The sequence below is a fragment of the Leifsonia sp. 2MCAF36 genome, from assembly GCF_052115525.1.
Classification (GTDB): domain Bacteria; phylum Actinomycetota; class Actinomycetes; order Actinomycetales; family Microbacteriaceae; genus Leifsonia.
The window spans coordinates 402,977-428,616 of sequence record NZ_JBFRGV010000006.1 but is presented as its reverse complement, the minus strand read 5'-3'; the positions used below and the strand labels follow the sequence as shown (position 1 = coordinate 428,616).

The window sequence follows — 25,640 nt, the reverse complement described above, 5'->3', positions numbered from 1 at the left end:
ACGGTTCGGCGCTGTGCACGTCATCACGGTCCGCCACGGAGGCAGCCCCGGGCACAGCGGCACCGCGAGGTGCGGGAGAGACTTTCGGCGATATCCGACGCCCTTCGAAAGGTCCCCCGTGGAAACCGCTCTGCCCCTCTGGTTCGAGATCGGCTCCTTCGTCGTTCTCCTGGCCATCCTCGCGTTCGACCTGCTGATCATCTTCAAGCGGCCGCACATCCCGAGCCCGAAGGAGTCGGCCCTCTGGGTCGCCTTCTACGTCGCCCTCGCGCTGGTGTTCGCGCTGCTGATGCTGCTGATCGGGGACGCGGAGCACGCCGGCCAATTCCTTGCCGGGTGGCTGACCGAGTACAGCCTGAGCATCGACAACCTGTTCGTCTTCGTGATCATCATGTCGCGGTTCGCGGTGCCCCGGAAATACCAGCAAGAGGTGCTCATGGTGGGCATCATCATGGCGCTGGTGTTCCGCGGGGTCTTCATCGTGCTGGGCGCCGGACTGATCGCGACCTTCAGCGCCATCTTCTACGTCTTCGGCGCGTTCTTGCTCTGGACGGCCTTCAACCAGGCGTTCGGAAACCACGACGACGACGGCGAGAACGACTCCTGGTTCATCCGTTTCGCCCGCAGGCACCTCAAGGTCTCCAATCAGTACGAGGGCAACAAACTGCGGACCATCGTCGCCGGCCGCCGGATGTTCACGCCGCTCATCATCGTCTTCATCGCGCTCGGCACGACCGACCTGCTGTTCGCCCTGGACTCCATTCCGGCCATCTTCGGCATCACGCAGAGCCCGTTCATCGTGTTCACCGCCAACGTGTTCGCCCTGATGGGTCTCCGCCAGCTGTACTTCCTGCTCGGGCACCTGCTCGACAAGCTGGTGTACCTCAAGTACGGGATCGCGTTCATCCTCGCCTTCATCGGTGTGAAGCTGATCTTCCATGCCATGCACGAGAACGAGCTGCCGTTCATCAATGACGGCCATCCGATCGAGTGGGCGCCCGACATCAGCACCTGGACATCGCTCGCCGTCATCGTCGGGTCGATGGTTGTCGCTACGATTGCAAGTCTGGTGAAGCTGAAGATGAGTGGAACCAGTGTCGCCGATGCCATCCACGGTGACACGGACGAAGACGACGAGACCGAGAACGCGGCCGTCGACGGCACACGGGAGGACCCGCGTACATGAGCTCTCTCGTCGGCGTGAGCATCCGCAGCGACACAGGTGCGGTCCGGCACGTCAACGAGGACAGCGCCCTCGCTCAGGACCCGGTGTTCGTGGTCGCCGACGGCATGGGCGGTCACGCCCGCGGCGACCTGGCGAGCCGCACGGCCGTGGAGAGCCTCGCGCGCACCCTGCAGGAGGGCACCCGGCCCACGCCCGACGAGGTCATCCGGGCGATCGACGAGGCCAACGCGGCCGTCCGCTCGCTTTCCGGGGCCGACGAGTCGGGAGCTGCGGTGGCCGGTACGACGCTGACCGGCGTCGTGCGGGTCCGCGTCCCGGAGCTCGCCACCGAGCAGTGGATGGTCATCAACGTCGGCGACTCGCGGGTGTACGCCTGGGACGGCCGCGAGCTCCGGCAGCTGACCGTCGATCACTCGGCGGTGCAGGAGCTGGTGGATGCCGGACTCATCACCGAGCAGCAGGCGGCGGTGCATCCCGAGCGCAATGTGATCACCCGGGCGCTCGGCGCGGAGGACTTCGTCGACACGGACAGCGCGCTGCTGGCGGAGGAGGGACGGCAGGTCTTCCTGATCTGCTCCGACGGCCTCACGCGCGAGCTCGACGACGGGCGGATCGCCGAGATCCTCGCCCGGACCAGCCCGACGGATGCGGCCGCGGCACTCGTTGACGCGGCGAACCAGGCCGGGGGCCACGACAACATCACCGTGATCGTGGTTGAATCGGTGACCGGGGAGAACGCTCCGGCCCCCGTCGACACGCGCGAACGCGTGGACGGCGGAAGCGGCCGCGAGCTGGAAGACACGCAGCCGAGGGAGTAGGTCGTCCGTGTTCGAGGTTCAGCAGGCGGCAGCCGGGGAGTGGGCGGTCGTCGCGGGCGGTGGACGAGCCCTGCTCGTGGTCGAACCGGACGCCGGACGACTGCGCACCCTGCTTCCTGCCGTGCGCGCCGGGTTCGCTGAGACTCTGGACGCGCTGGTCGCCGGCGGCCTGAGCCGCACGCCGTCCTTCGCACTGCTCGACGCCTCCACCGACGCTGTACTGCTGGCGGTGCGCGGGACGGCGTCGGCGGTCGTCACGGAAAGCGGTCGGGAGCGCACGGTGCGGGCGACCGGGGTGTCGTCGTGGGTGGAGACCCAACTCACCGACGCTGAGGCCGTCAGCATCGGGGACGGCACGTCCGAGGGTGCCCTTCCGCTGGTCGAAGGCGTGGTCCGCGCGACCGGCCTCGGGTGGGCAGCGGCCGAGCGGCCGGAGGATGTGGCCGCCACTGTCGCCGCGCCGCCGAAGCGGGAGCGCGACACCGGGCCGGTTTATGCGGTGGTCGAGGAACCGGCCCAGCCGGACCTGCAGACGAGAGTGCCGGAGGCGACCCTCGGCGGGGTCTCGGCGGAATCCGAATCCGCATCGGAAGACGCCGACGAGTCCGCGACTCCGGAGACCGCCGGCTACGACCACCTGTTCGGCGCGACGATGGTCCGCAGCGTCGAGGAGGCCGCCGTCCGGCCCGAGGACGAGGAGGCAGCGCCCGCGCGGATCGACCTCCCCGGCTTCATCACCGACTCGTTCCCGCCGGCAGCCGGCCGCCTGGAGGGCGACCACGACGGTCTGACCGTGATGAGCGGCGACCTGCCCCGGCGCTCGCCGGCGGCGGAGGCCGCCGAGACCCCGGAGCCGGTCCCCGCGCGAGAGGAGTTCGCGGTGCTGCTCTCCGACGGTCGCCGCGAGCCGCTCAGCGTACCGATCGTCGTCGGCCGGGCGCCGAGCGTGACCGCGGTCCCGTCGCTCCATGGCGCCCGCCCGGTCACGCTCACGAGCGCGGAGGACGACATCTCCCGCTCGCACGTCGCGGTCGTCGTCGAGGGGGACAGTGTGGTGGTCACCGACCTGCACTCCCGCAACGGCACGCTCGTCGTGCTGCCGGGCGCATCCCCGCAGAAGCTGCGCAGCGGCGAGCCGACCACCGTCGTCATCGGCACCGTGATCGACCTGGGGAGCGGCGCGACGCTGACGGTCGAGGCGGCCGGATGAGGCGCATGGCGTCGCAGCCGCCCGAGCTGGGCGGGTACCACTTCATCCGGCTGCTCGGGTCCGGGGGATTCTCCGACGTCTTCCTGTACGAGCAGGAGCTCCCGAAGCGCAGCGTCGCCGTGAAGGTCCTCCTGACCGACGGCGTGGATGAGGCCGCCCGCGCCCACTTCGTCGCCGAGGCCAATGTCATGGCGCGGCTGTCCGCGCACCCCTACATCGTCACGATCTTCCACGCGGGGGTGGCCGGCGACGACCGGCCCTACCTGGTGATGGAGTACTGCTCCGGACCGTCGCTGGCCGACCAGCTGAAGCGCGAGCGCATCGGGGTGGAGGACGCGCTGCGCACCGGTGTCCGCCTGTCGAGTGCGGTCGCGACCGCGCACGCCGCGGGCATCCTGCACCGCGACATCAAGCCGGCGAACGTCCTGACCACCGCGCTGGGCTGGCCGGCGCTGACCGACTTCGGTATCGCCTCGGCGCTCGAGGAACTCCCCGTGCACACGACGACGCTGTCCGAGCTGCGGCGCGAGCCGACGGACACGGCGACCTCCGGCAGTCGCAGCGTCGGGCTCAGCGTGCCGTGGTCGCCGCCGGAGATGTTCTCGGACGACCCGGACCCGGATGTGCGCAGCGACATCTTCTCGCTGGCCGCGACCGTGTACACGCTGCTGGCCGGGCGTACGCCGTTCGAGGTTCCCGGCCGGTCCAATGGGACGCTCGACCTGATGGGACGCATCGAACGCGGGATGGTCACCCCGCTGGACCGCGGCGACGTGCCCTCCTCGCTGACCGCGTCGCTGCGGCGCGGCATGGCCACCCGGCGGGAGGACCGCTACGGTTCGGCGGTCGACTTCGCCCGCGCGCTGCAGCGCGTCGAGCTGGAGCTGGGCCTCGCGCCGACAGGCATCGATGTGCCCAACCTGCAGCTCGGGGAGGTGCGGCCGACGCCGGGCGGCGGCGACGAGCAGGAGACCCGGGCGCGTTCGGTCGCGACCATCCAGGCCCAGCCGGCGCCGCCGGTCGAGCCCGCCGCCACCGTCGTGCGGGGCGTCGTCCCGATCTCGCCGGATGCCCCTGCCCGGGTCGACCGTGTCACCGCTGTGCCCGAGCACACCGTCCTCCGGCCTCGCCCGGCGGCGCCGGCATCCCCGGCCGCGGATGAGGCAGACCGCGAAACGGCCCGCCACAGCGACACACCCAGTGCCGGCGATCGCGCCAACGACCCGCGCCGACGCCTCCTCGCCTGGATCGGCGCGGGCGCCGCAGCCGTGGTCGTCCTGGGCATCGCGGCGGCCGTCGTCGCGAATGTCCTGGCCCCGGCATACACACCGGAGACGCCGGGCGCGGGCGGCGACAGCTCCATCGCGGTGACCGTCGTCCCCCCGCCCGTGCTGGTCTCGGCGGTCCGAAGTCCGGACGGCGCAGCTGCGACGTTCGTCTGGAAGACCGAGGAGGCGCAGAAGGGCGACCAGTACACCTGGGTGCAGGAGGGCACGACGAATGGTCCGTCCGTGTCCGCGGATCCCACCGTGACCGTGACCGGCCTGGCCCCGGGCGTCCCGGTCTGCATCGACATCGCGACCGTCCGCGCCGGCCGAACCTCGCAGCAGCTGAAAGCGTGCGCGTCGTGACGGCCGCCGTGAAGCCGCTGACCGTGGAGTACTGCGGCGAGTTGTACAGCGTCGATCCCGGTGTCGAGTTCGGAATCGGGCGCGAGGCCGAGCTGACCATCGATGAGAACCCCTACTTGCACCGCCGCTTCCTGACGGTCGGTCACGACTTCGGGATGTGGTGGCTGAGCAACGTCGGGACCCTCCTGACCGCGACCGTCACCGACGCGACGGGGACCATGCAGGCGTGGCTCGCGCCGGGCGCCAAGCTGCCCATCGTGTTCCAGACCATGCATGTCATGTTCAGTGCGGGCGCGACGACCTACGACTTCACGATCTCGAGCGACGAGGACTACTTCAACACCGCGGTCCAGGTGGACTCCTCCGGCGGTTCCACCACGGTGCTGCCGGTGACGCTGACGACGAGTCAGCGGCAGCTCATCGTGGCGCTGGCCGAGGGCGTGCTGACCCAGTCGGTTCCCGGGCGAGGCACCATCCCGAGCTCGGCGGAGGCTGCGGAACGTCTGGGCTGGAGCATGACCACGTTCAACCGGAAGCTCGACAACGTCTGCGACAAGCTCGACAAGCTGGGGGTCGCCGGGCTGCGCGGGGGTCGCGGAAAGCTGGCGACGAACCGTCGTGCACGCCTCGTGGAGTACGCCGTCACCACCCGCCTCGTCGGCGTCGACGACCTCCCGCTCCTCGAGGTGGCGACCACGCGACTTGACCAGTCCTCGCCCGTAGGGGAGGGTGGGGCGCACGACTGACGTGCATCCGCGTGGCCCTGCGGGGATGGGGAGTCCTCCCCATTCCGGTCGCGTCGGGGGGCCGTGTTAGCGTGGACGCGGTTTTCCAGCCCGGGGGATAGCAGAGACTTGGTTTCGTTCAGCACGTGGTTCCGTGAGCGCAAGACGCTCGCTGTGATCACCGCCCTCGCCGTCGTCGCGGGGGTTCCGCTCACGATCGCGGTGCTGCACAAGGGCTTCCCGGTCAACGCGGTCCAGCTCGACACCCGCGACGTCTGGGTCACCAACGGAGAGAAGCTTCTCGCCGGCCGGCTCAACCACCAGATCGACGAGTTGGATGCGGCAGTCACCGGCGCGAGCGCCGACCTGGATGTGCTGCAGGACGGTCAGGCGTACTTCCTGACGGATCTGCCGCACGGCACCGTCGATCGCATCGACCCCGCCTTCGTCTCCCTCGGGGGCCGCATCCAGATCCCGGAGCACTCGCAGGTCGGCTACGGCGGCAACACGCTGTCCGTGCTGGCGCCGAACGGCTCGCTGTGGGTACTGGACGCGTCCGGCCGTCTCGACTTCGACCGGACGAAGACGAAAGCCGCGGCCTCGGTCGGGGCGGGAGCCAAGCTCGCGGTCGCCAAGTCCGGGAAGACCTTCGTCGTCGCACCCCGGGGTAAGCGCCTGGTGACGGTCGATCGCCCCGGAGCCAACCCTCACATCCAGGACTTCGCTGTTCCGGGTGCGTTCCAGGTGACGGCCGTCGGCGACCAACCCGTCGTGCTGGACACCCAGCGCAACCGCGTCATCACCGGCGCAGGTACGACTGTCGACCTGCCCGCGAAGGGCCTCGAGCTGCAGCAGCCCGGGCAGGACGACCGCGCCGCTCTCGTGGCCACCGCGAACAGTCTGCTCAGCGTCCCGCTCGGCGGCGGATCGGTGACGGCGAGCCCGGCCGGCGCAACGTCGAAGGGCGGCCCCGATGCGGTCTCCGCCCCGGTGCGGCTCGGAAGCTGCTCCTACGGCGCCTGGTCGGGCTCGGCGCGCTACCTCTACGCCTGCGACGGGAAGAAGCCGGTCGGTCTCGACATCGACCAGCCGGTGCAGGGCGACGACCTGGAGTTCCGGGTCAACCACGACGTCATCGCCCTCAACAATCTCCGCGACGGCAACGCCTGGGTGGTGTCGTCGAACATGCGACTCGTGCAGAACTGGGCGCAGCTGAAACCGAACGACACGACCGTCCAGGGCGACACCGGCGAGGAGAAGCCGGTCGTCCAGTCGTTCGCGGACACCCTGGCACAGCGGACCGCGGTCAACCGTCCTCCGGTGGCGGTCAACGACGCCTACGGCGTGCGCCCTGGCCGGTCGACCGTGCTCCACGTCCTCGCCAACGACAGCGATCCGGACGGCGACGTGCTGACCGTCTCGGATGTCTCCGCCATTCCCGCCGCGCAGGGGGAACTGCAGCTGGTCGAGGGCGGCCGCGCGCTGCAGTTCACGCCGAAAGCCGACCTCAGCGGCACCATCTCCTTCCGGTACTCGGTCGACGACGGTCGCGGCGGCACGGCATCCGCCCAGGTGGATGCGACCCTCAAGCAGCCGACGGAGAACACCGCGCCCGTGTCCGCCCGGTCGAGCACCGCCCAGACGGAGGTCGGCCAGTCCGTCACCTACAACATCCTGAACGACTGGACCGACCCGGACGGCGACGACCTCAGCCTGGTCGCAGCGACGGCGACCACCGAGGACGACGTGCGGTTCAAGGCGAACGGCGACGTCACGTTCACGAGCAAGACAGGGCAGGCGGGCTCCAAGGAGGTGCGCGTCACCGTGTCGGACGGTCGCGCATCCACGACCGGCAGTCTGATCGTCACCGTCAAGCCGGCCGGCACGCTCGACCCGGTCGCAGTGACGGACTTCGGCGACGGATTCACCGGGCGGCCCCTCGTGCTGCATCCTCTCGACAACGACCAATCGCCGTCCGGAGAGCCGCTCACGCTCGTCGGTGCGAACCTGGACGGCTCAGGCGCCCAGGTGACCGCCGACGCGATAAAGGGCACCATCACGGTGAAGAGCAACTCGCCGGGGGAGTACTACATCGTGTACACGCTCGGCGCCGGCCCGAAGACGACCACCGGTCTGGCCCGGGTCGACATCGCGGCGCAGGGTGCGAGCGAGGCTCCGCCGATCGCCGTGACCGACAAAGCGTACGTGCGCCCGGGCGAGCCGACTTCGGTCGCCGTGCTCGACAACGACGTGTCTCCGTCCGGTCGCGTCCTGGCCGTCCGCTCGGTGGCGGTCGGCGCCGGCGCGGAGGACCTCAACGTGGAGGTCCTCGACAACGCGGTCGTCAAGATCACGGCACCGACAGTGCTGACCCAGCAGGTCCAGCTGAACTATGTCGTCTCCGACGGCATCAACCAGGCGACGGCGGGCATCACCGTGGTCCCGGTCCCGCCGCTCGTGCAGCACCAGCCGCCGGTCGCGGTCGACGATCAGGTGCCCGTCCGCGCCGGCGACGTCGCGACCGTTTCGGTGATGGACAACGACTTCTCGCCGGACAACGCGCCCTTCACCCTCGACACGCAGCTGCGGGACGCGAGCGGAGCGGGCGACGGCGCGACGGCCTTCGTGAGCGGCGAGACCGTGCGCTACCAGGCGCCGACCACGCCGGGGCAGTACAACGTGGTGTACGGCATCACGGACAAGTACGGCCAGAAGGCGCAGGCGACGGTCACGTTCGTGGTCGGTGGCCCGGACAAGTCCTCCGACCGGGCGCCGCAGCCCCAACCGCTGACGGTCCGCGCGTTCGCCGGATCCTCCGTCCCGGTCGACGTTCCGCTCGACGGCATCGACCCGGACGGCGACTCCGTCACGCTGTCCGGGCTGGCATCGCAGCCGACCCTGGGCCGCATCTCGGACTCCACAAGCCGGCAGTTCACGTACGAGGCGTACCCCGACTCGGCCGGAACCGACACCTTCACGTACCAGCTCAAGGACACCTACGGGAAGACGGCCACCGGCACGGTCTCCATCGCCGTCATCCCGCGCCCCGACCAGGTCCGCCCGCCGATCGCGGTCAACGATCCGGTGCAGGTGAAGCCCGGCCGAACCATCGCCGTGCCAGTACTCGACAACGACTCGGACCCGAACGGGTACGCCATCGCACTGCAGAAGAAGCTGCTCCAGGTGGATGAGGGACTCACCGCCTCCGTGCACGGCAAGATCGTGCTCGTCACCGCCCCGAAGCAGGACGGATCGTTCGTCGTGCGGTACCAGATCACCAATGGACAGGGTGGTGTCGCCAGCGCATTCATCCAGGTGACCGTCACACCGAATGCGAAGGATGTGCCGCCCACCGCCATCGACCACGTGCTCGAACCCGACGAGGTCGCGAACAAGACGAGCGTGAAGGTGAACGCCCTCGCCGGCGCGACCAACCCGTCGGGGCTCGTCGACGACCTGAAGGTGGAGGTCACCGGCCCCAACGCCTCCGCTGCCGACGTCGCATCGGACGGCACCATCACCGTGAAACCAGGTGCGCAACGGATCGCCATCGCATACACGCTGACCGACACGGTCACCGGGCTCAAAGGCACGGCTTTCGTGATCGTCCCTCCGAAGGGCGACGCGACGGCCCCGCCCCGCATCAAGGACGGCCTGCCGCAGCAGATCGTGCAGGCGGACGGGTCCACGAGCTGGAAGCTGTCCGACATCCTCACCGTGCCGTCCGGACGCGGCTACAAGCTGACCGGCGCCTCCGGCGTCAGCGCGACCAACAGCTCGGGCGGGTCGTCGTACGGGGATGAGCAGACCCTCACCTTCACGGCGGCGAAGGGCTACCGCGGTCCCGCCGCCATCACCTTCAAAGTCGATGACGGACGCGACGCCGGGCAGAACTCCGACCGCATCACGACCCTGGTGCTTCCGATCACGGTCGGTCAGCCCGATCAGTCCGATGTGGCACCCACCTTCACCTCGCCGAGCGAGAAGATCGAGCCGGGGGAGGCGCCGCTCTCCGTCGACCTGCGGGCGTCGAGCTTCCACCCGAACCCAGAGATCCTCAGCAAGCTCACCTACTCGGGTGGCACATCGTCCAACTCGAAGATCCAGTCCTCGTTGAGCGGTTCGACGTTGACGCTCTCCGCTCCGCTCGGGACCCAGGCGGGCGAGACAGCCACCATCGCCGTGACCATCAGCTCCGGGACCCACACGATCTCGGGCACCGTGAACGTCCAGGTGGTCAGTTCCAGCCGGCCGGTGGCCTCGCAGAAGAACCCTCCGCAGACCTCGGAGGTGCAGCGCGGGCAGACGGCGACGGTCAGCGGCGCGTCCAGCGACGCGCAGTGGGTGAACCCCTTCCCGGGTCAGCCCCTGACCATCACGGACGCGGCGGCCCAGAGCGCGCCGGCGGGCGTCACGGTCACGCACACTGGTTCGTCGATCAGCGTCAGCGCCGCATCCGGGGCCGCCATCGGCGCGGTGAATGTCGTCTACCACGTCGAGGATGCGACGAAGGATCCGAAGCGGACCGCGTCCGCCATCGGCCAGTTGCGCGTCACCGTCCACGATGTGCCGGCGCGGCCGAGCGCACCCAGCAACGCGAGCGCGGCCGACGGCAAGGCCACAGTGTCGATCAAGGCGCCCGCGGACAACGGGAAGCCGATCAACGGGTACGAGGTGACCGACAACAACGGCGGCCATTCGGTGAAGACCGCCTCCGTCGGAACGGTCACGATCGCCGGCCTCACCAATGGCACGTCCTACTCGTTCCAGGTGCGCGCGCAGAACGCGGACGGTTGGAGCCAGTTCTCGGCCCTCAGTGCGGCGGTGATTCCGTACGGGACACCGGCCAAGGTCAGCGGCGCGACCATCAGCAGCAGCGGCAACGCGCCGAGCGACCTCACCATGAGCTGGAAGGCGCTGTCCGACCCGGACGGCACCGGGGGCGGCAAGGCGACCTACTACTACCGCCTCAACGGGGGCGGCTGGCAGACCACGACCGGCACGAGCGCCAAGGCGAACAACAAGGGTGCCGGGAACTACTCGTTCGAGGTCTACGCGGAGAATCCGGGCAAGAAGACGGGCACTCCGGTGACGTCCAACACCGTGCAGGTGAAGGATCCACCGCCGCCGTCGCCGTCCATCGACCTGTCGAAGGGCGACCCCAAGCCGGGGTACGTCCACAGCTACACGTACGACGTGACGATCCACAATTTCGCGAAGAACGCGTCGGTCACCATGCAGGTGCACTGCAATGGGAGCACGTTGTCCACTCGCTCGATCTCGACCGATGGCAACGGGTACGGCCATTACCACGGCTCTGCAAGCACCAACTACGAACCGTGGTGCGGCTACCCCGGAGCGTATGTGGTCGTGGACGGGGTGCAGAGCAGTGTCCAGGACTGGTCCAAATAAGGAGAAGCAGCAGTGACAGTGACACAGGAGCAGGCGGACTGGTTCGCCGGAGCGTTCTCACAACTCGTGGCGAACGTCGACAAGGCGATCCTGGGCAAGGAGCACAGCATCCGCCTGGTGATCACGGCGATGCTCTCGGGCGGCCACGTGCTGCTGGAGGATGTTCCGGGCACCGGCAAGACGGTGCTCGCGAAGGCGCTGGCCAATACGGTCGAGGGCACGCAGTCGCGCATCCAGTTCACGCCCGACCTGTTGCCGTCGGATGTGACCGGCGTCACCATCTACGACCAGTCCACGGGCCGGTTCGAGTTCCACCCGGGCCCGATCTTCGCGACGGTGGTGCTCGCCGACGAGATCAACCGCGCCAGCCCGAAGACGCAGTCCGCCCTCCTCGAGGTGATGGAGGAGGGCGTCGTCACTGTCGACGGTGTCGGGCATTCCGTCGGCTCGCCGTTCGTCGTGATCGCGACCCAGAACCCGGTCGAACAGGCGGGTACGTACTCGCTGCCGGAGGCGCAGCTCGACCGCTTCCTGATCAAGACCTCGCTGGGCTACCCGGACCACGCGACGACCGTCGACCTGCTGCTCGACTCGTCCAACCGATCGCGTGCGGCCGGCGTGCGCCCGATCATCGCCGCCGACTCGGTGTCGACGCTCGCTCAGCTCGCCTCCGAGGTGCACACGGACGCCAGCGTCATGGGCTATCTCAGCGAGATCGTGACCGCCACGCGCGACGACAAGGATGCGGCCCTCGGCGTCAGCATCCGTGGCGCCCTGTCCCTCGCGCGTGCTTCGAAGACGTGGGCCATCTCCCAGGGCCGCACCTACATCACGCCCGACGACATCCGCGACCTCGCCCTTCCGGTGCTGGCCCACCGGGTGATCGTCGACCCCGAGTCGGAGTTCGCGGGCGTCACGGCCGCCGATGTGGTCGAGCGCGCGGTCGCGTCCGCCACCCCGCCGGCGTACCGGGCCGCCTGACCCCTGACCTGCTGACCTCCTCCGACTCGACGGGACCCCTCTCATGACCACCGACAGCACGGCCGGCGAACGACGCAGCCGCGGCTCCGCTGCCGGTCAGGCGCGCATCGCGGCCGGGCAGGTCGGCGCGACGCTCGGGCGGCTGTTCGGAGCGGCCGGCCGGCGCGTGGCGCCCGCAGGACGAGCCGTGGTCGCTCGGGTCCGCCCGGTGCTCGGTGTCGTGAGCGCGCTCGGTTGGATCGCGCTCGCTTCGGCGGCGGTCGGCCTGGTCCTCGCGGTCTGGCTCGGCTGGGCCGAGTTCCTCTTCATCGCGATGACCCTGCTCGCCGCCGTCCTCCTCGCACTTGCTTTTGTGTTCGGTCGTTCCACCTACCGCGTGGGCATCGAACTCAACCCTCGGCGCGTTGTCGCGGGCGACCGCGCGCTCGGCCGGCTCACCGTCGCCAACAGCGGCACCCGGCCCGTGCTGCCCACGCGGATGGAGTTGCCGGTCGGCGAGGGCCAGGCCGTTTTCGCCATCCCCCGTCTGACACCCGGCGCCGAGACAGAAGAACTGTTCGCCGTACCGACCGCTCGACGGGCGCTCATCCTCGCCGGACCGGCGCTCTCCGTGCGCGGTGACCAGCTCGGTCTGCTGCGGCGCACCAATCGGTGGACGGATCAGATCGAGCTGTTCGTGCATCCCAAGACCGTCCGCCTCGCCGCGACAGCGCGTGGTCTGGTGCGCGACCTCGAGGGACAGACGACGAAGGTCATCACGGACAGCGACCTGGCCTTCCACGCGCTTCGCACGTACGAACCGGGGGACGACATCCGGAACGTGCATTGGCGCACCTCGGCGCGCACCGGTCAGCTGATGGTCCGCCAATACCAGGAGACCAGACGGTCGCAGCTGCTGCTCGCCCTCGACGCCGAGCGGTCGCATTTCGCCTCCGACGACGAGTTCGAACTCGGCGTTTCGGTGGCCACGTCCATCGGCTGCCAGGTGATCCGTGAAGAGACCGAGATCAATGCCGTCTGGCAGGGGGGCGCGATGCGCGTGGGGACGCCGACAGCGCTCCTCGACGACTCGTGCCGCATCCAGCCCGTCGATGGAGCGCATCCCAGCCTGCGGGAGTTCCTCCGCCAGGCGACCCTGCGGCTGCAGGCCCCCAGTCTCGCGGTCACCGTCGTCGGCTCCCAGGTCGAAGCGGCCCAGCTGCGCGGCGCCGCCGCGCTGTGGGGAGGCGACACCGAGACGATCGTGATCCGTGTCGACGAAGGAGCGGAGCCACGGCTCACCCGTTTGGGCCGGTCGATGCTCATCACGGTGTCCGCGCTGCCGGAGCTTCCCGCACTGCTGAAGCGAGCGGGCCGATGACCGCGACCACGGGTGGCCGTTCCCGGGCCTCCGGTGCGTCGAGCCCGATCCTCGACCGCTTCTCGGCGACGACCTGGGTGGACGTCGCCGTGCTGATGGGGCTGAGCCTGCTCGCGGTGATCGGATTCGAGCCCGCCTTCGGGCACTACGCCTTCGCTCCCGCCGCAGTCGGCGGGATCGTGGTGGGCGGGGGAGTGGCGCTGCTCGGGCGTCTGTTGCGGCTGAGCTGGCCGCTCACGGTGGTCCTCGCCCTCGCCGCCTACTTCCTCCTCGGGACGCCGCTGGCGCTGCCCGGGCAGTCCCTGTTCGGCGTTCTGCCCACCCTCGACAGTCTTTCCGGCTTGGTGCTCGGCGCGGTCTTCGGTTGGACAGACGCCGTCACTCTGCAGGCGCCGCTCGAAGCGCCCCCGTACGTCGCGGTGGTGCCATATGTCGCCGGCTGGCTGGTCGCACTCGTTTCGGTCACCTTGGCGGTCCGCTGGTTACCCGGCGTGCGCCATCGTTCCGTCGGCCGCGCGGCACTTCTGCTGACCGGTCCGACACTGCTGCTGTTCGCCGCGATCCTGCTCGGAACGCGCGACGCCTTCTTCGCCGGAATACGCGGTGTGCTCTTCGCAGCGGTGGCCCTGGTGTGGCTCTCGTGGCGACGCGCGCGCTTCGCGCGGGATCGGATCGAGACCGACTCCGCTGTCCGCCGCAGCCGCCTGGTCGGAGGTGCCGTCGTCGTCCTCGGCGCTGTGGCCGTCGGCGCTCTGGCCGGTTCCGTGCTCGCACCGCCCGCCGCCTCCCGGTTCGTCGTGCGCGACGAGATCACGCCGCCGTTCGACCCGCTGGACTACCCGAGCCCGCTCGCCGGCTTCCGTACGTACACGAAGCAGCTCCAGAAGACGAAGCTCTTCACCGTGACCGGGCTCAAACAGGGGCAGGTGATCCGGCTGGCGACGATGGACAGCTACGACGGCGTGGTCTGGTCGGTCGCGTCGCCCGGCAGCGATACCGACGCCTCCGGCGCATTCCAGCTGCTCGGCAGCACCATCCCGGCGCCGCCGCTGTTCACGGCGGGCGCGTCATCGACCGCCGCCATTTCCGTGCTCGGCTACTCCGACGTGTGGTTGCCGACTCTCGGCTACACCGACCGCCTCACCTTCGACGAACACACCGGGGAGGACCCCGCGGGCACCGTGCGTGTCAACACGGCGACGGGCACGGCGGCCGTGACCAGCGGCGTGCGCGACGGCCTCGCCTACACCATCGGAGCAACGGCGCAGAAGATTCCCAACGACCGCGCCCTGGCGAAGGTCCCGCCGGCGAAGCTGGCCCTGCCGCCCGTCACCAACGTGCCGGATGTCGTCTCAGCGAAGGCCGAGGAGTACGCCGGCTCGGCGGACACCGCCATTCAGAAGCTGCGGAACATCGAACGCTCCCTCAAGTCCCTCGGCTACCTCAGTCACGGCCGCGCATCCGACCCGGTGCCGTCCCGGGCAGGCGAGGGAGCGGACCGGATGACCGACCTGCTCTCCAAGGCGCCGATGGTCGGCGACCAGGAGCAGTACGCGAGCGCGTTCGCCCTGATGGCGCGCCGGCTCGGCTACCCGACCAGGGTGGTGATGGGTTTCGCGCCGAAGGTCACCGGCAGCACGACCACCGTCACCGGCGACGACGTGACCGCCTGGGACGAGGTGGCGTTCGACCGCGTCGGCTGGGTGCCGTTCTTCCCCACTCCGACGAAAACGGACGCCCCGAAGAACCAGACCACCAAGCCGAAGCTGGAGCCGCAGCCCCAGGTGAGGCAGCCCCCACCCGCCGACCCGCGGGCCGAGGACCTGCTGACCCCGGTCAAGACCAAAGACAACAACCCGAAGGACAAGTCGAAGATCTTCCAGCTCCCCGCGTGGGCGTGGGTCGTCCTCGGGGTGGTGGGAATACCGCTGCTCGCCTACTTCATCCCGCTGCTGGTGATCGCCACCCTCAAGCGGAGGAGGCGCCGACGTCGCCGAACGAGTGGACCGCCCGACCGGCGTGCGGCCGGTGCCTGGGACGAGCTGACCGACGGCTACGCCGAACTCGGGCTCGCAGTGCCTGTGCGAGCCACCCGGATCCAGGCGGCCGCCGCTCTGGAGCAACAGTCGGAAGCGCAGAACCTTCCGGTCCCCGAAGGCGGTCTCGCCGTGCTCGCGCGGCACATCGACGCTGCGGTCTTCGACGGCTCCGTCGTCGTGGACGAACGCGTCGACCACGCCTGGAGCACAGCCGACGAAACGCTCATGAAGGCGAGGGAAGCCGCTGGGCCGCTCCGCGCCCGCCTCGCGGCCTTCCGCTACCGCCGCCCACGTCGCGCCTGAGGGCATCCGTATAGTGGGCGGCATGGACGACAGCGGGTTCATCGTGCCACCGCCCGGCCTCATCCCCTCGCGCCCGCAGGACGGTTCGCCGGTCGACCGGAGCTCGTCGCCCGTGCGCCCCCTCCCGACGTTCACTCCGCCGCCCGGACCGGGAGCCGAATCCGTCGCGCCGCGGCCGGTCTGGCGGCTGGTGCTGCCCGGCGATCGCAGCATCCCGGTGACCGGCACACTGCTCGTCGGCCGTAATCCGTCCCGGGCCGCCTCTGCGGCAGCCTCGTCGGAAGCGGACCTGATCGCCGTCGACGACCCCACGTCCACGGTCTCCAAAACCCACGCCGCACTGACCGTCGAGCGCGGCCGCGAAGGCGACGCGCTCACGATCACCGACCTCCACTCGACCAACGGCGTCGTCGTCGGTGGCGTCCGCGCCGAGCCCGGGTCGCCGATGCCCGTGAGCGACGGGGACGAGGTGCTGCTCGGCGACCTCCGCCTCCGTGTCGAGCGCTCCTGACAGGGGGCGCGGACCAGCGGGTGATAACCTGTCACTCGTGTACGCGGGGCTTCTTCTCCTTAGCCGCCGCGGCGAGTCCTAGTCATCAGGCCACCCTCGCCGCGGAGTCCGTCGACGGCTGATCCGTTCACACGCTTAGGAGTTCGCACGACATGAGCATCCCCACATCCGACTCGCCGGCCGCCGACATCGCGGCCACCCCAGGGCCGCTGACGCTGGCCGAGAAGGTCTGGAACGACCACCTGGTCAAGAAGGGCGAGGACGGCACACCCGACCTCATCTACATCGACCTGCACCTCGTCCACGAGGTCACCAGCCCGCAGGCGTTCGATGGCCTCCGCATGGCCGGCCGCCCGGTCCGCCGACCGGACCTGACCATCGCCACGGAAGACCACAACACGCCGACCATCGGCATCGACAAGCCGATCGCCGACCTGACCAGCCGCACCCAGATCGAGACGCTGCGCCGCAACGCCGAAGAGTTCGGCGTCCGGCTGCACTCGCTCGGCGACGTCGAGCAGGGCATCGTCCACGTCGTCGGCCCGCAGCTCGGACTCACGATGCCGGGCATCACCGTCGTCTGCGGCGATTCGCACACCTCGACGCACGGCGCCTTCGGCGCGATGGCGTTCGGCATCGGCACCAGCGAGGTCGAGCACGTGCTCGCCACGCAGACCCTGCCCTTGAAGCCGTTCAAGACCATGGCCATCACCGTCGAGGGCGAGCTGCGCCCCGGAGTGACGGCCAAGGACGTCATCCTCGCGGTCATCGCGAAGATCGGCACCGGCGGCGGCCAGGGCTACGTGCTCGAGTACCGCGGCAGCGCCATCCGCTCGCTCTCCATGGAGGGCCGGATGACCATCTGCAACATGTCGATCGAGGCGGGCGCCCGTGCCGGTATGGTCGCCCCCGACGAGACGACGTTCGCCTACCTGAAGGGTCGTCCGCACGCACCGGAGGGCGCGGACTGGGAGGACGCGGTCGCCTACTGGAAGACGCTGCAGACCGACGACGACGCGGTCTTCGACGCCGAGGTCTACCTCGACGCCGCCGAGATCGAGCCGTTCGTCACCTGGGGCACCAACCCCGGTCAGGGCGTCTCGCTCAGCCAGGCCGTTCCCGACCCGGCCGCCATCGCCGACCAGAACGCGCGCGCTGCCGCCGAGCGCGCATTGGAGTACATGGACCTCCAGCCGGGGACTCCGATGAAGAGCATCCCGGTAGATGCGGTGTTCATGGGCTCCTGCACGAACAGCCGGATCGAGGACCTGCGCGCCTTCGCCTCCATCATCAAGGGCCACAAGAAGGCCGACGGTGTCCGGGTCATGGTCGTACCGGGCAGTGCCAGGGTGCGGATCGAGGCGGAGGCCGAAGGCATCGACAAGATCGTCGAAGAGTTCGGCGCCGAGTGGCGGTTCGCCGGCTGCTCGATGTGCCTCGGCATGAACCCGGACCAGCTGGCGCCGGGGGAGCGCTGCGCCTCCACATCGAACCGGAACTTCGAGGGTCGCCAGGGCAAGGGCGGTCGCACGCACCTCGTGTCGCCTCTGGTGGCGGCGGCGACGGCCATCCGCGGAACGCTGTCCAGCCCGTGGGACCTCGAGCAGCAAGGCGACGACACGCCGCGCGATGGCGGGACGGATAGCCGCATCGGAGAGAGGGTGGGCGCCTGATGGACAAGTTCGAGACCGTCACAGGAACGGCCGTCCCCTTCCGGCGCTCCGACGTCGACACCGACCAGATCATTCCGGCGGTGTTCCTCAAGCGCGTCACCAAGACCGGCTTCGACGACGCCCTCTTCCACGAGTGGCGCAAAGACCCCGAATTCATCCTGAACCGACCGGAGTATCAGGGCGCGACGGTGCTCGTCGCCGGGTCGGATTTCGGCACAGGTTCGTCACGCGAACATGCGGTGTGGGCGCTTCGGGACTACGGTTTCCGGGTCGTGCTGAGCCCGCGATTCGCCGACATCTTCCGCGGGAATGCGGGCAAGCAGGGCCTGCTGACCGGCCTGATCTCCGAAGAGGACGCCGAGCGTCTCTGGCAGGCGATCGAGGCACAGCCGGGAATATCGGCGACGGTGGATCTGGTTGCCAAGACTGCGACGGTGGGTGAAGTCCAGGTGTCTTTCGACATCGACGATTACACTCGCTGGCGTTTGCTCGAAGGGTTGGACGATATCGCCCTGACCCTGCGCGACGAGGCGCTCATCTCCGAATACGAATCGGGCCGCGCGAGCTGGCGGCCCACGACCCTCCCGGTGAAACTTTGAACTCACTCCTTCAGGACGCCCAGGCAGCTGGAGCACACGTCGGCCTCAAAGGCGACCGCATCACGATCAACGGCGGCATCCCCCTGCGGGGCCGCATCGAGGTCCGCGGCGCCAAGAACTTCGTCACGAAGGCGATGGTCGCCGCGATCCTCGGCGAAGGGCCGAGCGTTCTGCGGAACGTCCCAGACATCTCCGACGTCCGCGTGGTGCGCGGGCTGCTGGAGGTGCACGGCGTCAAGGTGAGCGACGGCGCTGCGGGGGAACTCCTCCTCGACCCGAGCGCTGTCGAGTCGGCGCACATGGCCGACATCGACGCGCACGCCGGGTCCAGTCGCATCCCGATCCTCTTCTGCGGACCGCTGCTGCACCGGCTGGGTGAGGCCTTCATCCCGGACCTCGGCGGCTGCCGCATCGGCGACCGCCCGATCGACTACCACCTCGAAGTGCTCCGCAAGTTCGGCGCGGTCGTCGACAAGCTGCCCAGCGGCATCCGGATGACGGCCCCGAACGGCCTGCACGGCGCCAAGCTCGACCTGCCGTACCCGAGCGTCGGCGCGACCGAGCAGGTGCTGCTGACCGCCGTGCGTGCCGAGGGCATCACCGAGCTCAAGGGCGCGGCGATCGAGCCCGAGATCATGGACCTCATCAACGTCCTGCAGAAGATGGGCGCCATCATCTCGGTCGACACCGACCGCGTGATCCGCATCGAGGGCGTCGACTCGCTCGACGGCTACAGCCACACCGCGCTCTTCGACCGCAACGAGGCCGCGAGCTGGGGTGCTGCGGCCCTCGCGACCGGCGGTGACGTCTTCGTGGGCGGTGCCCGCCAGCCGGAGATGCTCACCTTCCTCAACGTCTTCCGCAAGGTCGGCGGTGCGTTCGAGATCCACGACGACGGCATCCGCTTCTACCACCCCGGTGGTGAGCTGAAGCCTGTCGTGATCGAGACCGACGTGCACCCCGGCTTCATGACGGACTGGCAGCAGCCGCTGGTCGTCGCGCTGACCAAGGCCTCCGGTGTCTCGATCGTCCACGAGACGGTCTACGAGCAGCGGTTCGGTTTCGTGGACGCGCTCGTCGACATGGGCGCGAAGATCCAGGTGCACAAGGAGTGCCTCGGTGGCCACCCGTGCCGCTTCGGCCAGCGCAACTTCAACCACTCCGCGGTCATCATGGGCCCGGTGGAGCTGAAGGGCGCAGACATCGAGGTTCCGGACCTGCGCGGTGGGTTCAGCCACCTCATCGCCGCCCTGACCGCCGACGGCCGCTCCACGGTGAGCAACGTCGGGATCATCAGCCGCGGATACGAGAACTTCATCACCAAGCTGCAGCTGCTCGGCGCCGACTTCACCCTCGAGGGCTGATCCGCCAAGTTATCCACAGATTGCGCCGTGTCTCACCCGTGATACAGTCCCAGCATGGAGACTGTCAGCGTGAGAGACCTACGCAACCACGGCGGTGACATCCTCGACAGGGTGGCACGCGGCGAACACCTGACCATCACCCGAGACGGGGCGGCGGTGGCGGAGCTGTCTCCGCTGTCCACCCCCGGCAGGGCGCTGTCCGCACTCATGGCGGCTCGCCGGACCATCCCGTCCGTCGACCCCCGAGCCCTCCTTGCCGACATCGATGAGCTGGTGGACCAGCAGTGGTGATGCGGCCAGGCCTTCTCGACACGTCCACGTTGATCCTGCTGGCGCGGGTGGCCGACCCGTCCGAGCTCCCCGACATCCCGTCGATCAGCGCGGTGACTCTTGCGGAGCTCTCGGTCGGACCGCTTGTGGCGAAGAATCAGGAGGAGCGTGCCGCGCGCCAGGCGCACCTCCAGCTGGCCGAGGCGGACTTCGACCCGATCCCCTTCGACTCCGCCGCGGCTCGCGCCTTCGCCCAGGTCGCTCAATCGTTGCGCGCGGCCGGGCGGAAGCCGACCGCGCGGGCCTTCGACGCCCTCATCGCGGCGACCGCCATCTCGCGCGACTTGCCGCTCCATACCTGCAACCCCGACGATTTCTCGGGCATCCCGCAGCTCGATGTACGGCCCGTTGCGGTAAACGCATGATGGTTGCCGGTGCGCGTGCATGCCGCGCGTGCGACGCGGGTCACAGATAATGGGATGGTGTCCCATCCTGATTCGTCCGTGACCCCTGTGCCCGCGAAGAAGCAGCGACCCGAGAAGAGCCGCCCGTCGGTCTTCTGGGTGCTGGCCGGCCTCGTGGTGCCGATCGGCAGCCTGCTGGCCCGGTTCCGGGTGGTCGACGGCGACAAGCTGCCCCGCACCGGTGCCTATGTGCTGACGCCCAACCACTACAGCGAGATCGACCCCGTGATGGTCGGCATGGTCGCCTGGAGGCTGGGGCGGCTGCCCCGGTATCTGGCGAAGGAGAGTCTGTTCCGCGTTCCGGTCCTGGGCTGGTTCATGCGCAAATCCGGCCAGGTGCCGGTCTCACGCGGCGGTAGCACCCGGGGCGCAGCGCCACTTCAGGAGGCGCGGAAGATCGTCGACGAAGGCCGGATCGTCGTCGTCTACCCGGAAGGCTCGCTCACCCGCGATCCCGACATGTGGCCGATGCGCGGCAAGACGGGCGCGGCGCGCATGGCGCTGGAGTACGACCTCCCGGTCATCCCCATGGCCCACTGGGGCACCCAGCAGGTGATGGCGCGCTACGGGAAGAAGATCAGCTGGTTCCCGCGCAAGACCATCGACGTGAAGGTGGGCGACCCGGTGGACCTGTCGGCGTTCCGTGGCCGGCCCCTGGACTCCGCGACGCTCACCGAGGCGACGGGCGTGATCATGGATGCGATCACCGCGCTCCTCGAAGACCTGCGGGGCGAGAAGGCTCCGAAGACCCGCTGGGATCCGTCGCAGCACGACCAGAAGGAGACCGGGCGGTTCGATGGCTAAGGCACCGAAAGCTCCCGTGGCCCGCCCCCGCCGGATCGCCGTGCTCGGCGCTGGAAGCTGGGGCACCACCTTCGCGAAGATCCTCGCCGATGGCGGCTCCGACGTCGTGCTGTGGGCACGGCGCCCGGAACTCGCGCGCGAGATCAACGAGGTCAAACGCAACAGCGACTATCTGGAGGGCATCAACCTCCCGCGCAACCTCCGGGCCACCCCGCGGCTCGGAGAGGCGATGCGCGATGCCGAGCAGGTCTTCGTCTCGATTCCCAGTCAAACCCTCCGCTCGAACCTGGAGGCGATGATCCCGCATCTGGGTCCGGAGACGGTCGTGGTGAGCCTGATGAAAGGCGTCGAGAAGGGCACCGGGCTCCGCATGAGCGAGGTGATCGGGCAGGGGCTGCCGATCGAGCCGGAGCGCATCGCCGTCGCCTCCGGCCCGAACCTCGCGCTCGAGATCGCGCGCGAGCAGCCCACGGCCGCGGTCGTCTCCTCGGCGAGCCTGGAGACGGCGCAGGCGGTCGCGATCTCCGCGACGAACCGCTACTTCCGCAGCTTCGTGAACACCGACGTGATCGGCACCGAGTTCGGCGGCGTGCTGAAGAACCTGATCGCGGTCGCCATCGGCATCGTCGACGGCGTCGGCTACGGCGAGAACACCAAGGCGTCGATCATCACCCGCGGCCTCGTCGAGATGACCGACTTCGCGGTCGCGTACGGCGCCAAGGCGGAGACCCTCTCGGGGCTGGCCGGGCTCGGAGACCTCATCGCGACCTGCGAGTCGTCGCTCAGCCGCAACAACACCGCCGGGCGCCTGCTGGGCCAGGGCTACGGGTTCAACGACGTCGTGAAGCAGATGAACCAGACGGCCGAGGGTCTCGCCTCGGTCGCGCCCATCCTGAGCCTCGCCGAGGCGCGCGGGGTGGAAATGCCGATCGTCCGTCAGGTCAGCCAGGTGCTCGCCGGTACGCTCGATCCGAAAGACATTGCGCCGCATCTGACGACGGATTCGGACGAGCCGCAAGGCGAAAGGACAACGGATGACGGACAAGGTCACGGTCGCGCTTCTCTTTGGGGGTCGGTCAAGCGAGCATTCGATCAGTTGCGCGACGGCGGCGGGCGTCCTTGAGGCGATCGACCGCGACCGGTACGACGTCATCCCGGTCGGGATCACCCACGAGGGTGCGTTCACGCTGCAGCCGGACGACGCCGCGCGCTTCGCGCTGAACACCGCCAAGCTGCCGGAGGTCGAGGACAACGGGTCGCGCATCCTCTGGCCGGACAGCGCCTCCACCCGAGAGTTGAGCGTCGTGGACGCGGACGGCGAGCGCTCGTCGCTCCACACCGTCGACATCGTCTTCCCGATCCTGCACGGCCCCTGGGGGGAGGACGGCACGCTGCAGGGCATGCTCGAGCTGGTCGGGCTGCCGTACGTCGGCAGCGGCGTGCTGGCGAGCGCGCTCGGGATGGACAAGCACTTCACGAAGACCGTGCTGCAGCAGGCGGGAATCCCGGTGGCGCCGTGGCGCACCGTCACCGCATACGAGTGGGCCGCGGCGCCCGGCGACATCCTCGAGTCCGCTCGCGGGCTCGGTCTGCCGGTCTTCGTGAAGCCGGCGCGCGCCGGTTCCAGCGTGGGTGTCACGAAAGTGTCCGACTGGGACGACCTGGATGCGGCCATGGCGACCGCGCTGGCGGAGGACGACCGCGTCCTGATCGAGTCGATGGTCCCCGGACGTGAGGTGGAGATCGCGGTGCTCGGGGGCCGTCCGGGGGAGCCCGCCCGAGCCTCCGTCGCCGGCGAGATCGTGATGAACGGACGCGACTTCTACGACTTCGCCGCCAAGTACCTCGACGCGCCCGGAATCGACCTGGTCTGCCCGGCCGACCTGACGGACGCGGAGCTGGCAGAGATGCGTGACCTCGGTGTCCGCGCGTTCGACGCGATCGGCGGGGAGGGACTCGCCCGCGTGGACTTCTTCCTGACCTCCGACGGCTTCGTCATCAACGAGATCAACACCATGCCGGGTTTCACGCCCATCTCCATGTTTCCGCGCTGCTGGCAGGAGTCGGGGCTCAGCTACCCCGCCCTGATCGACGAGCTCATCCAGGTCGCTCTGGCCCGCGCCTGACGCCCCCTGCCCCATCGGCGCGGCGGCCGCGGGCTACGGGGCTGGCGTCGCCGTCGGGTCGGTGTCGAGAGTCGAGAGGCACTTCTGCGTCTGCTTCACGGTGGACACCGCACTGGCGAACTCCGGGAGCACCGACGAGTCCGAGACCCCGGATACGTGGTCGATGATGACCTCGGTGGCTGGGGTCCGCCCGAACGTCTGGTAGACGATCGTCTTGGCCGCAGGATCGGTCATCAGCACCCAGTCGACCCCGTTGACGTTCACGCACGGCTTCGTGGTCGGCCCGATCGGCGGAACACCGCAGCGCAGGATGACCACTGCCGGGTCGCCCCAGGCGCCGGTCGCCTGCGCGTCCGTTTCGCGCTTGGGTTCGTCGGCGACCGTGTCCGGCAGCCGGACGCTGATCTCCGCGCAGCCGGGCGCGTTGCTGCCCGCGGCGGGGTCGAGGGAGACCGTGGGCGCGCATCCGGCGAGGAGGAGTGCGGAGGCGGCGAGCAGGAGGCCTAAGAGTGCGCGGCGACGGGACTTCATCCGTTTCAGGCTACCGTTTCAGATCATGGGAATCTCTGGGAGCGACACGTCGGGCCTCACCATCGGTGAGGCGTCGGAGCGGGAGGCGTTGCGTCGCATCTTCCCGCGGCTCCCCGAGTCTTCGGCCACGCTGGTCGGTCCCGGCGACGACGCGGCCGTCCTGGCCGCTCCGGACGGACGCTTCGTCGTCACGACCGACATGATGGTGCACGGTCCGGACTTCCGGCTCGCCTGGTCGGGCGCCGTCGATCTGGGCTGGAAGGCCGCCGCCACGAACCTCTCCGACGTGGCCGCGATGGGCGCGGTCCCCACGGCACTCGTCGTGGCGATCGCAGCACCCCCGGAGACGCCGATCGCGTGGCTGGAAGGGGTCGCCGACGGGTTCCGTATGGCCTGCGAGGCCTTGCAGCCGGGCTGCGGCGTCGTCGGGGGCGACCTGTCGGTGTCGGCGACCCTGACCTTCGCCGTGACCGCGTTCGGCGACCTCCAGGGTCGCGAGCCGGTCCTGCGCAGCGGAGCACGGGTCGGGGATGTGGTCGCGGTCTCGGGCGCGCTCGGCGAGGCCGCCACCGGCCTCCAGCTGCTGTTCGCGGAGGCCGTAGATGCGGCGGGCGAGCCGGACCCTTCCCGCTTCGCTGCCGTCTTGGCCGCGCATCCCGGCCCGATCGGCGCGCAGCTGCGGCCCCGCCCGCCGATCGCGGACGGTCCGCTCGCCGCGATCGCGGGAGCGACCGCCATGCTCGACCTGAGCGACGGTCTCGCCCTGGACGCGCGGCGGGTGGCCGAGGCGAGCGGAGTCGCCATCGACCTGGACACGACAACGCTCGGTCCGGACGTGCGGACGGCGCTCACCGGCGGCGAGGACCACGGACTGTTCGCCGCGTTCCCGCCCGAGGTCCCGCTCCCGGGCGGTTTCCGGCGGGTGGGTGTCGTCCGCGAGGGCGCGGGCCTGCTCGTCGACGGCGTCCGCTTCGACGAGCGCGGCGGTTGGGACCCCTACCTGGAGTGGGACGGCGGCCGCGGCTAGGCCGGCGTCAGCCAGTAGATCGCGGTCTCGCCGTAGTCCTTCCTGCGTTCCTGCGCGAGACCGTCCGGGAGGGTGGGCTCGACTCCCCGGGCGCTGCGCTCGAGGCAGACGACGGCCTCGTCGGAGAGCAGCGGGACGAGTGCCGTCAGCACGCCGAGCACGTCGGCGTCGCCGATGTCGTAGGGCGGGTCGATGAAGACCACGTCGAACGGGCCCGCCGCTCCGCTCAGGTACGACGACACCGACGCAGCGCGCACGTCGATGCTCGGGAGCGGGCGGTCCGGGTGCCGGATGGCGGAGCGCGCCGCCGCGGTCAGTGCGGCGGCGTTGCGTCGGCACACCTGCGCGGCCGCCGGACTCTTGTCGACGAGCACCGCGGACGCCGCCCCCCGGCTGACGGCCTCCAGGCCGAGGGCGCCGGAACCGGCGTACAGGTCGAGGACGTGCGCGCCGTGGACGGCGTCGCGTGCATCCAGCGCCGAGAAGATCGCCTCGCGCACCCGGTCGCTGGTCGGGCGCGTCCCGCTCTTGGGGACCTGCAGGGTCAGCGAGCCGGCGAAACCGGCGACGATTCGGGTCATGGCCCCCCGAGCCTAGCGGCGGGGG

General features: G+C 69.7%; 21 protein-coding genes. 19 read left to right on the top strand and 2 right to left on the bottom strand.

Annotated features, from left to right (window positions below):
* Positions 1–118: 118 nt before the first annotated feature.
* The 18 genes from AB4079_RS12090 to AB4079_RS12005 all read left to right on the top strand — a co-directional run bounded on the left by AB4079_RS12090 (position 119) and on the right by AB4079_RS12005 (position 23,476).
* Positions 119–1,186: a TerC family protein gene (locus AB4079_RS12090; protein ID WP_441787527.1), complete on the top strand. Its 1,068-nt coding sequence runs from the start codon at positions 119–121 to the stop codon at positions 1,184–1,186.
* On the top strand, positions 1,183–2,004 hold the full coding sequence (locus AB4079_RS12085; RefSeq protein WP_441787526.1) for a PP2C family protein-serine/threonine phosphatase: 822 nt from the start codon (positions 1,183–1,185) through the stop codon (positions 2,002–2,004). Before AB4079_RS12090 ends, AB4079_RS12085 begins: the two co-directional genes overlap by 4 nt.
* A gap of 7 nt (positions 2,005–2,011) precedes the next feature.
* Complete coding sequence (locus tag AB4079_RS12080) at positions 2,012–3,214, top strand: FHA domain-containing protein (RefSeq protein WP_441787525.1); 1,203 nt, start codon at positions 2,012–2,014, stop codon at positions 3,212–3,214.
* A 5-nt stretch (positions 3,215–3,219) separates the two neighbouring features.
* Positions 3,220–4,845: a serine/threonine-protein kinase gene (locus tag AB4079_RS12075; RefSeq protein ID WP_441787524.1), complete on the top strand. Its 1,626-nt coding sequence runs from the start codon at positions 3,220–3,222 to the stop codon at positions 4,843–4,845.
* Complete coding sequence (locus AB4079_RS12070; protein ID WP_441787523.1) at positions 4,833–5,591, top strand: hypothetical protein; 759 nt, start codon at positions 4,833–4,835, stop codon at positions 5,589–5,591. Before AB4079_RS12075 ends, AB4079_RS12070 begins: the two co-directional genes overlap by 13 nt.
* A gap of 108 nt (positions 5,592–5,699) precedes the next feature.
* On the top strand, positions 5,700–10,982 hold the full coding sequence (locus AB4079_RS12065; RefSeq protein WP_441787522.1) for an Ig-like domain-containing protein: 5,283 nt from the start codon (positions 5,700–5,702) through the stop codon (positions 10,980–10,982).
* An 18-nt stretch (positions 10,983–11,000) separates the two neighbouring features.
* The gene (locus tag AB4079_RS12060) at positions 11,001–11,963 is read left to right on the top strand and encodes an AAA family ATPase (RefSeq protein ID WP_441787563.1); all 963 of its coding nucleotides are present in this window, start codon (positions 11,001–11,003) and stop codon (positions 11,961–11,963) included.
* Between the two features lie 43 nt (positions 11,964–12,006).
* Positions 12,007–13,323 (top strand): DUF58 domain-containing protein, encoded by a 1,317-nt coding sequence (locus tag AB4079_RS12055; protein ID WP_441787521.1) that lies wholly within the window; start codon positions 12,007–12,009, stop codon positions 13,321–13,323.
* Positions 13,320–15,665: a transglutaminase-like domain-containing protein gene (locus AB4079_RS12050; protein ID WP_441787520.1), complete on the top strand. Its 2,346-nt coding sequence runs from the start codon at positions 13,320–13,322 to the stop codon at positions 15,663–15,665. The genes AB4079_RS12055 and AB4079_RS12050 overlap by 4 nt, the downstream gene beginning before the upstream one ends.
* 22 nt (positions 15,666–15,687) lie before the next feature.
* Positions 15,688–16,176, top strand: a complete 489-nt coding sequence (locus tag AB4079_RS12045; RefSeq protein WP_441787519.1) for an FHA domain-containing protein — start codon at positions 15,688–15,690, stop codon at positions 16,174–16,176.
* Between the two features lie 152 nt (positions 16,177–16,328).
* Positions 16,329–17,849, top strand: a complete 1,521-nt coding sequence (gene leuC, locus AB4079_RS12040) for a 3-isopropylmalate dehydratase large subunit (protein ID WP_441787518.1) — start codon at positions 16,329–16,331, stop codon at positions 17,847–17,849.
* Positions 17,849–18,448 (top strand): 3-isopropylmalate dehydratase small subunit, encoded by a 600-nt coding sequence (gene leuD, locus AB4079_RS12035; RefSeq protein WP_441787517.1) that lies wholly within the window; start codon positions 17,849–17,851, stop codon positions 18,446–18,448. Before leuC ends, leuD begins: the two co-directional genes overlap by 1 nt.
* Positions 18,445–19,812: a UDP-N-acetylglucosamine 1-carboxyvinyltransferase gene (murA, locus tag AB4079_RS12030; RefSeq protein WP_441787516.1), complete on the top strand. Its 1,368-nt coding sequence runs from the start codon at positions 18,445–18,447 to the stop codon at positions 19,810–19,812. Before leuD ends, murA begins: the two co-directional genes overlap by 4 nt.
* A 54-nt stretch (positions 19,813–19,866) precedes the next feature.
* On the top strand, positions 19,867–20,103 hold the full coding sequence (locus AB4079_RS12025; RefSeq protein WP_441787515.1) for a type II toxin-antitoxin system Phd/YefM family antitoxin: 237 nt from the start codon (positions 19,867–19,869) through the stop codon (positions 20,101–20,103).
* On the top strand, positions 20,103–20,507 hold the full coding sequence (locus AB4079_RS12020; RefSeq protein ID WP_441787514.1) for a type II toxin-antitoxin system VapC family toxin: 405 nt from the start codon (positions 20,103–20,105) through the stop codon (positions 20,505–20,507). The genes AB4079_RS12025 and AB4079_RS12020 overlap by 1 nt, the downstream gene beginning before the upstream one ends.
* 87 nt (positions 20,508–20,594) lie before the next feature.
* Positions 20,595–21,350, top strand: coding sequence for a lysophospholipid acyltransferase family protein (locus AB4079_RS12015; protein WP_441787562.1), 756 nt, complete (start codon positions 20,595–20,597; stop codon positions 21,348–21,350).
* Entirely contained in the window at positions 21,343–22,473 is a 1,131-nt protein-coding gene (locus tag AB4079_RS12010; protein ID WP_441787513.1) for an NAD(P)H-dependent glycerol-3-phosphate dehydrogenase, read from the top strand. The genes AB4079_RS12015 and AB4079_RS12010 overlap by 8 nt, the downstream gene beginning before the upstream one ends.
* On the top strand, positions 22,385–23,476 hold the full coding sequence (locus tag AB4079_RS12005) for a D-alanine--D-alanine ligase family protein (protein WP_441787512.1): 1,092 nt from the start codon (positions 22,385–22,387) through the stop codon (positions 23,474–23,476). The genes AB4079_RS12010 and AB4079_RS12005 overlap by 89 nt, the downstream gene beginning before the upstream one ends.
* A gap of 33 nt (positions 23,477–23,509) precedes the next feature.
* Here the strand turns inward: AB4079_RS12005 and AB4079_RS12000 are convergent, their stop codons facing one another.
* Positions 23,510–24,007: a DUF3515 family protein gene (locus AB4079_RS12000; RefSeq protein ID WP_441787511.1), complete on the bottom strand. Its 498-nt coding sequence runs from the start codon at positions 24,005–24,007 to the stop codon at positions 23,510–23,512.
* A gap of 25 nt (positions 24,008–24,032) precedes the next feature.
* Between AB4079_RS12000 and thiL the strand changes: the two genes are divergently transcribed.
* A complete protein-coding gene (gene thiL / locus AB4079_RS11995; protein WP_441787510.1) occupies positions 24,033–25,034 on the top strand; it encodes a thiamine-phosphate kinase in 1,002 nt (333 codons plus the stop codon).
* Here thiL and AB4079_RS11990 read toward each other — a convergent pair.
* A complete protein-coding gene (locus AB4079_RS11990) occupies positions 25,031–25,615 on the bottom strand; it encodes an RsmD family RNA methyltransferase (RefSeq protein ID WP_441787509.1) in 585 nt (194 codons plus the stop codon). The two genes, thiL and AB4079_RS11990, sit on opposite strands and share 4 nt — an antisense overlap.
* Positions 25,616–25,640: the final 25 nt, after the last annotated feature.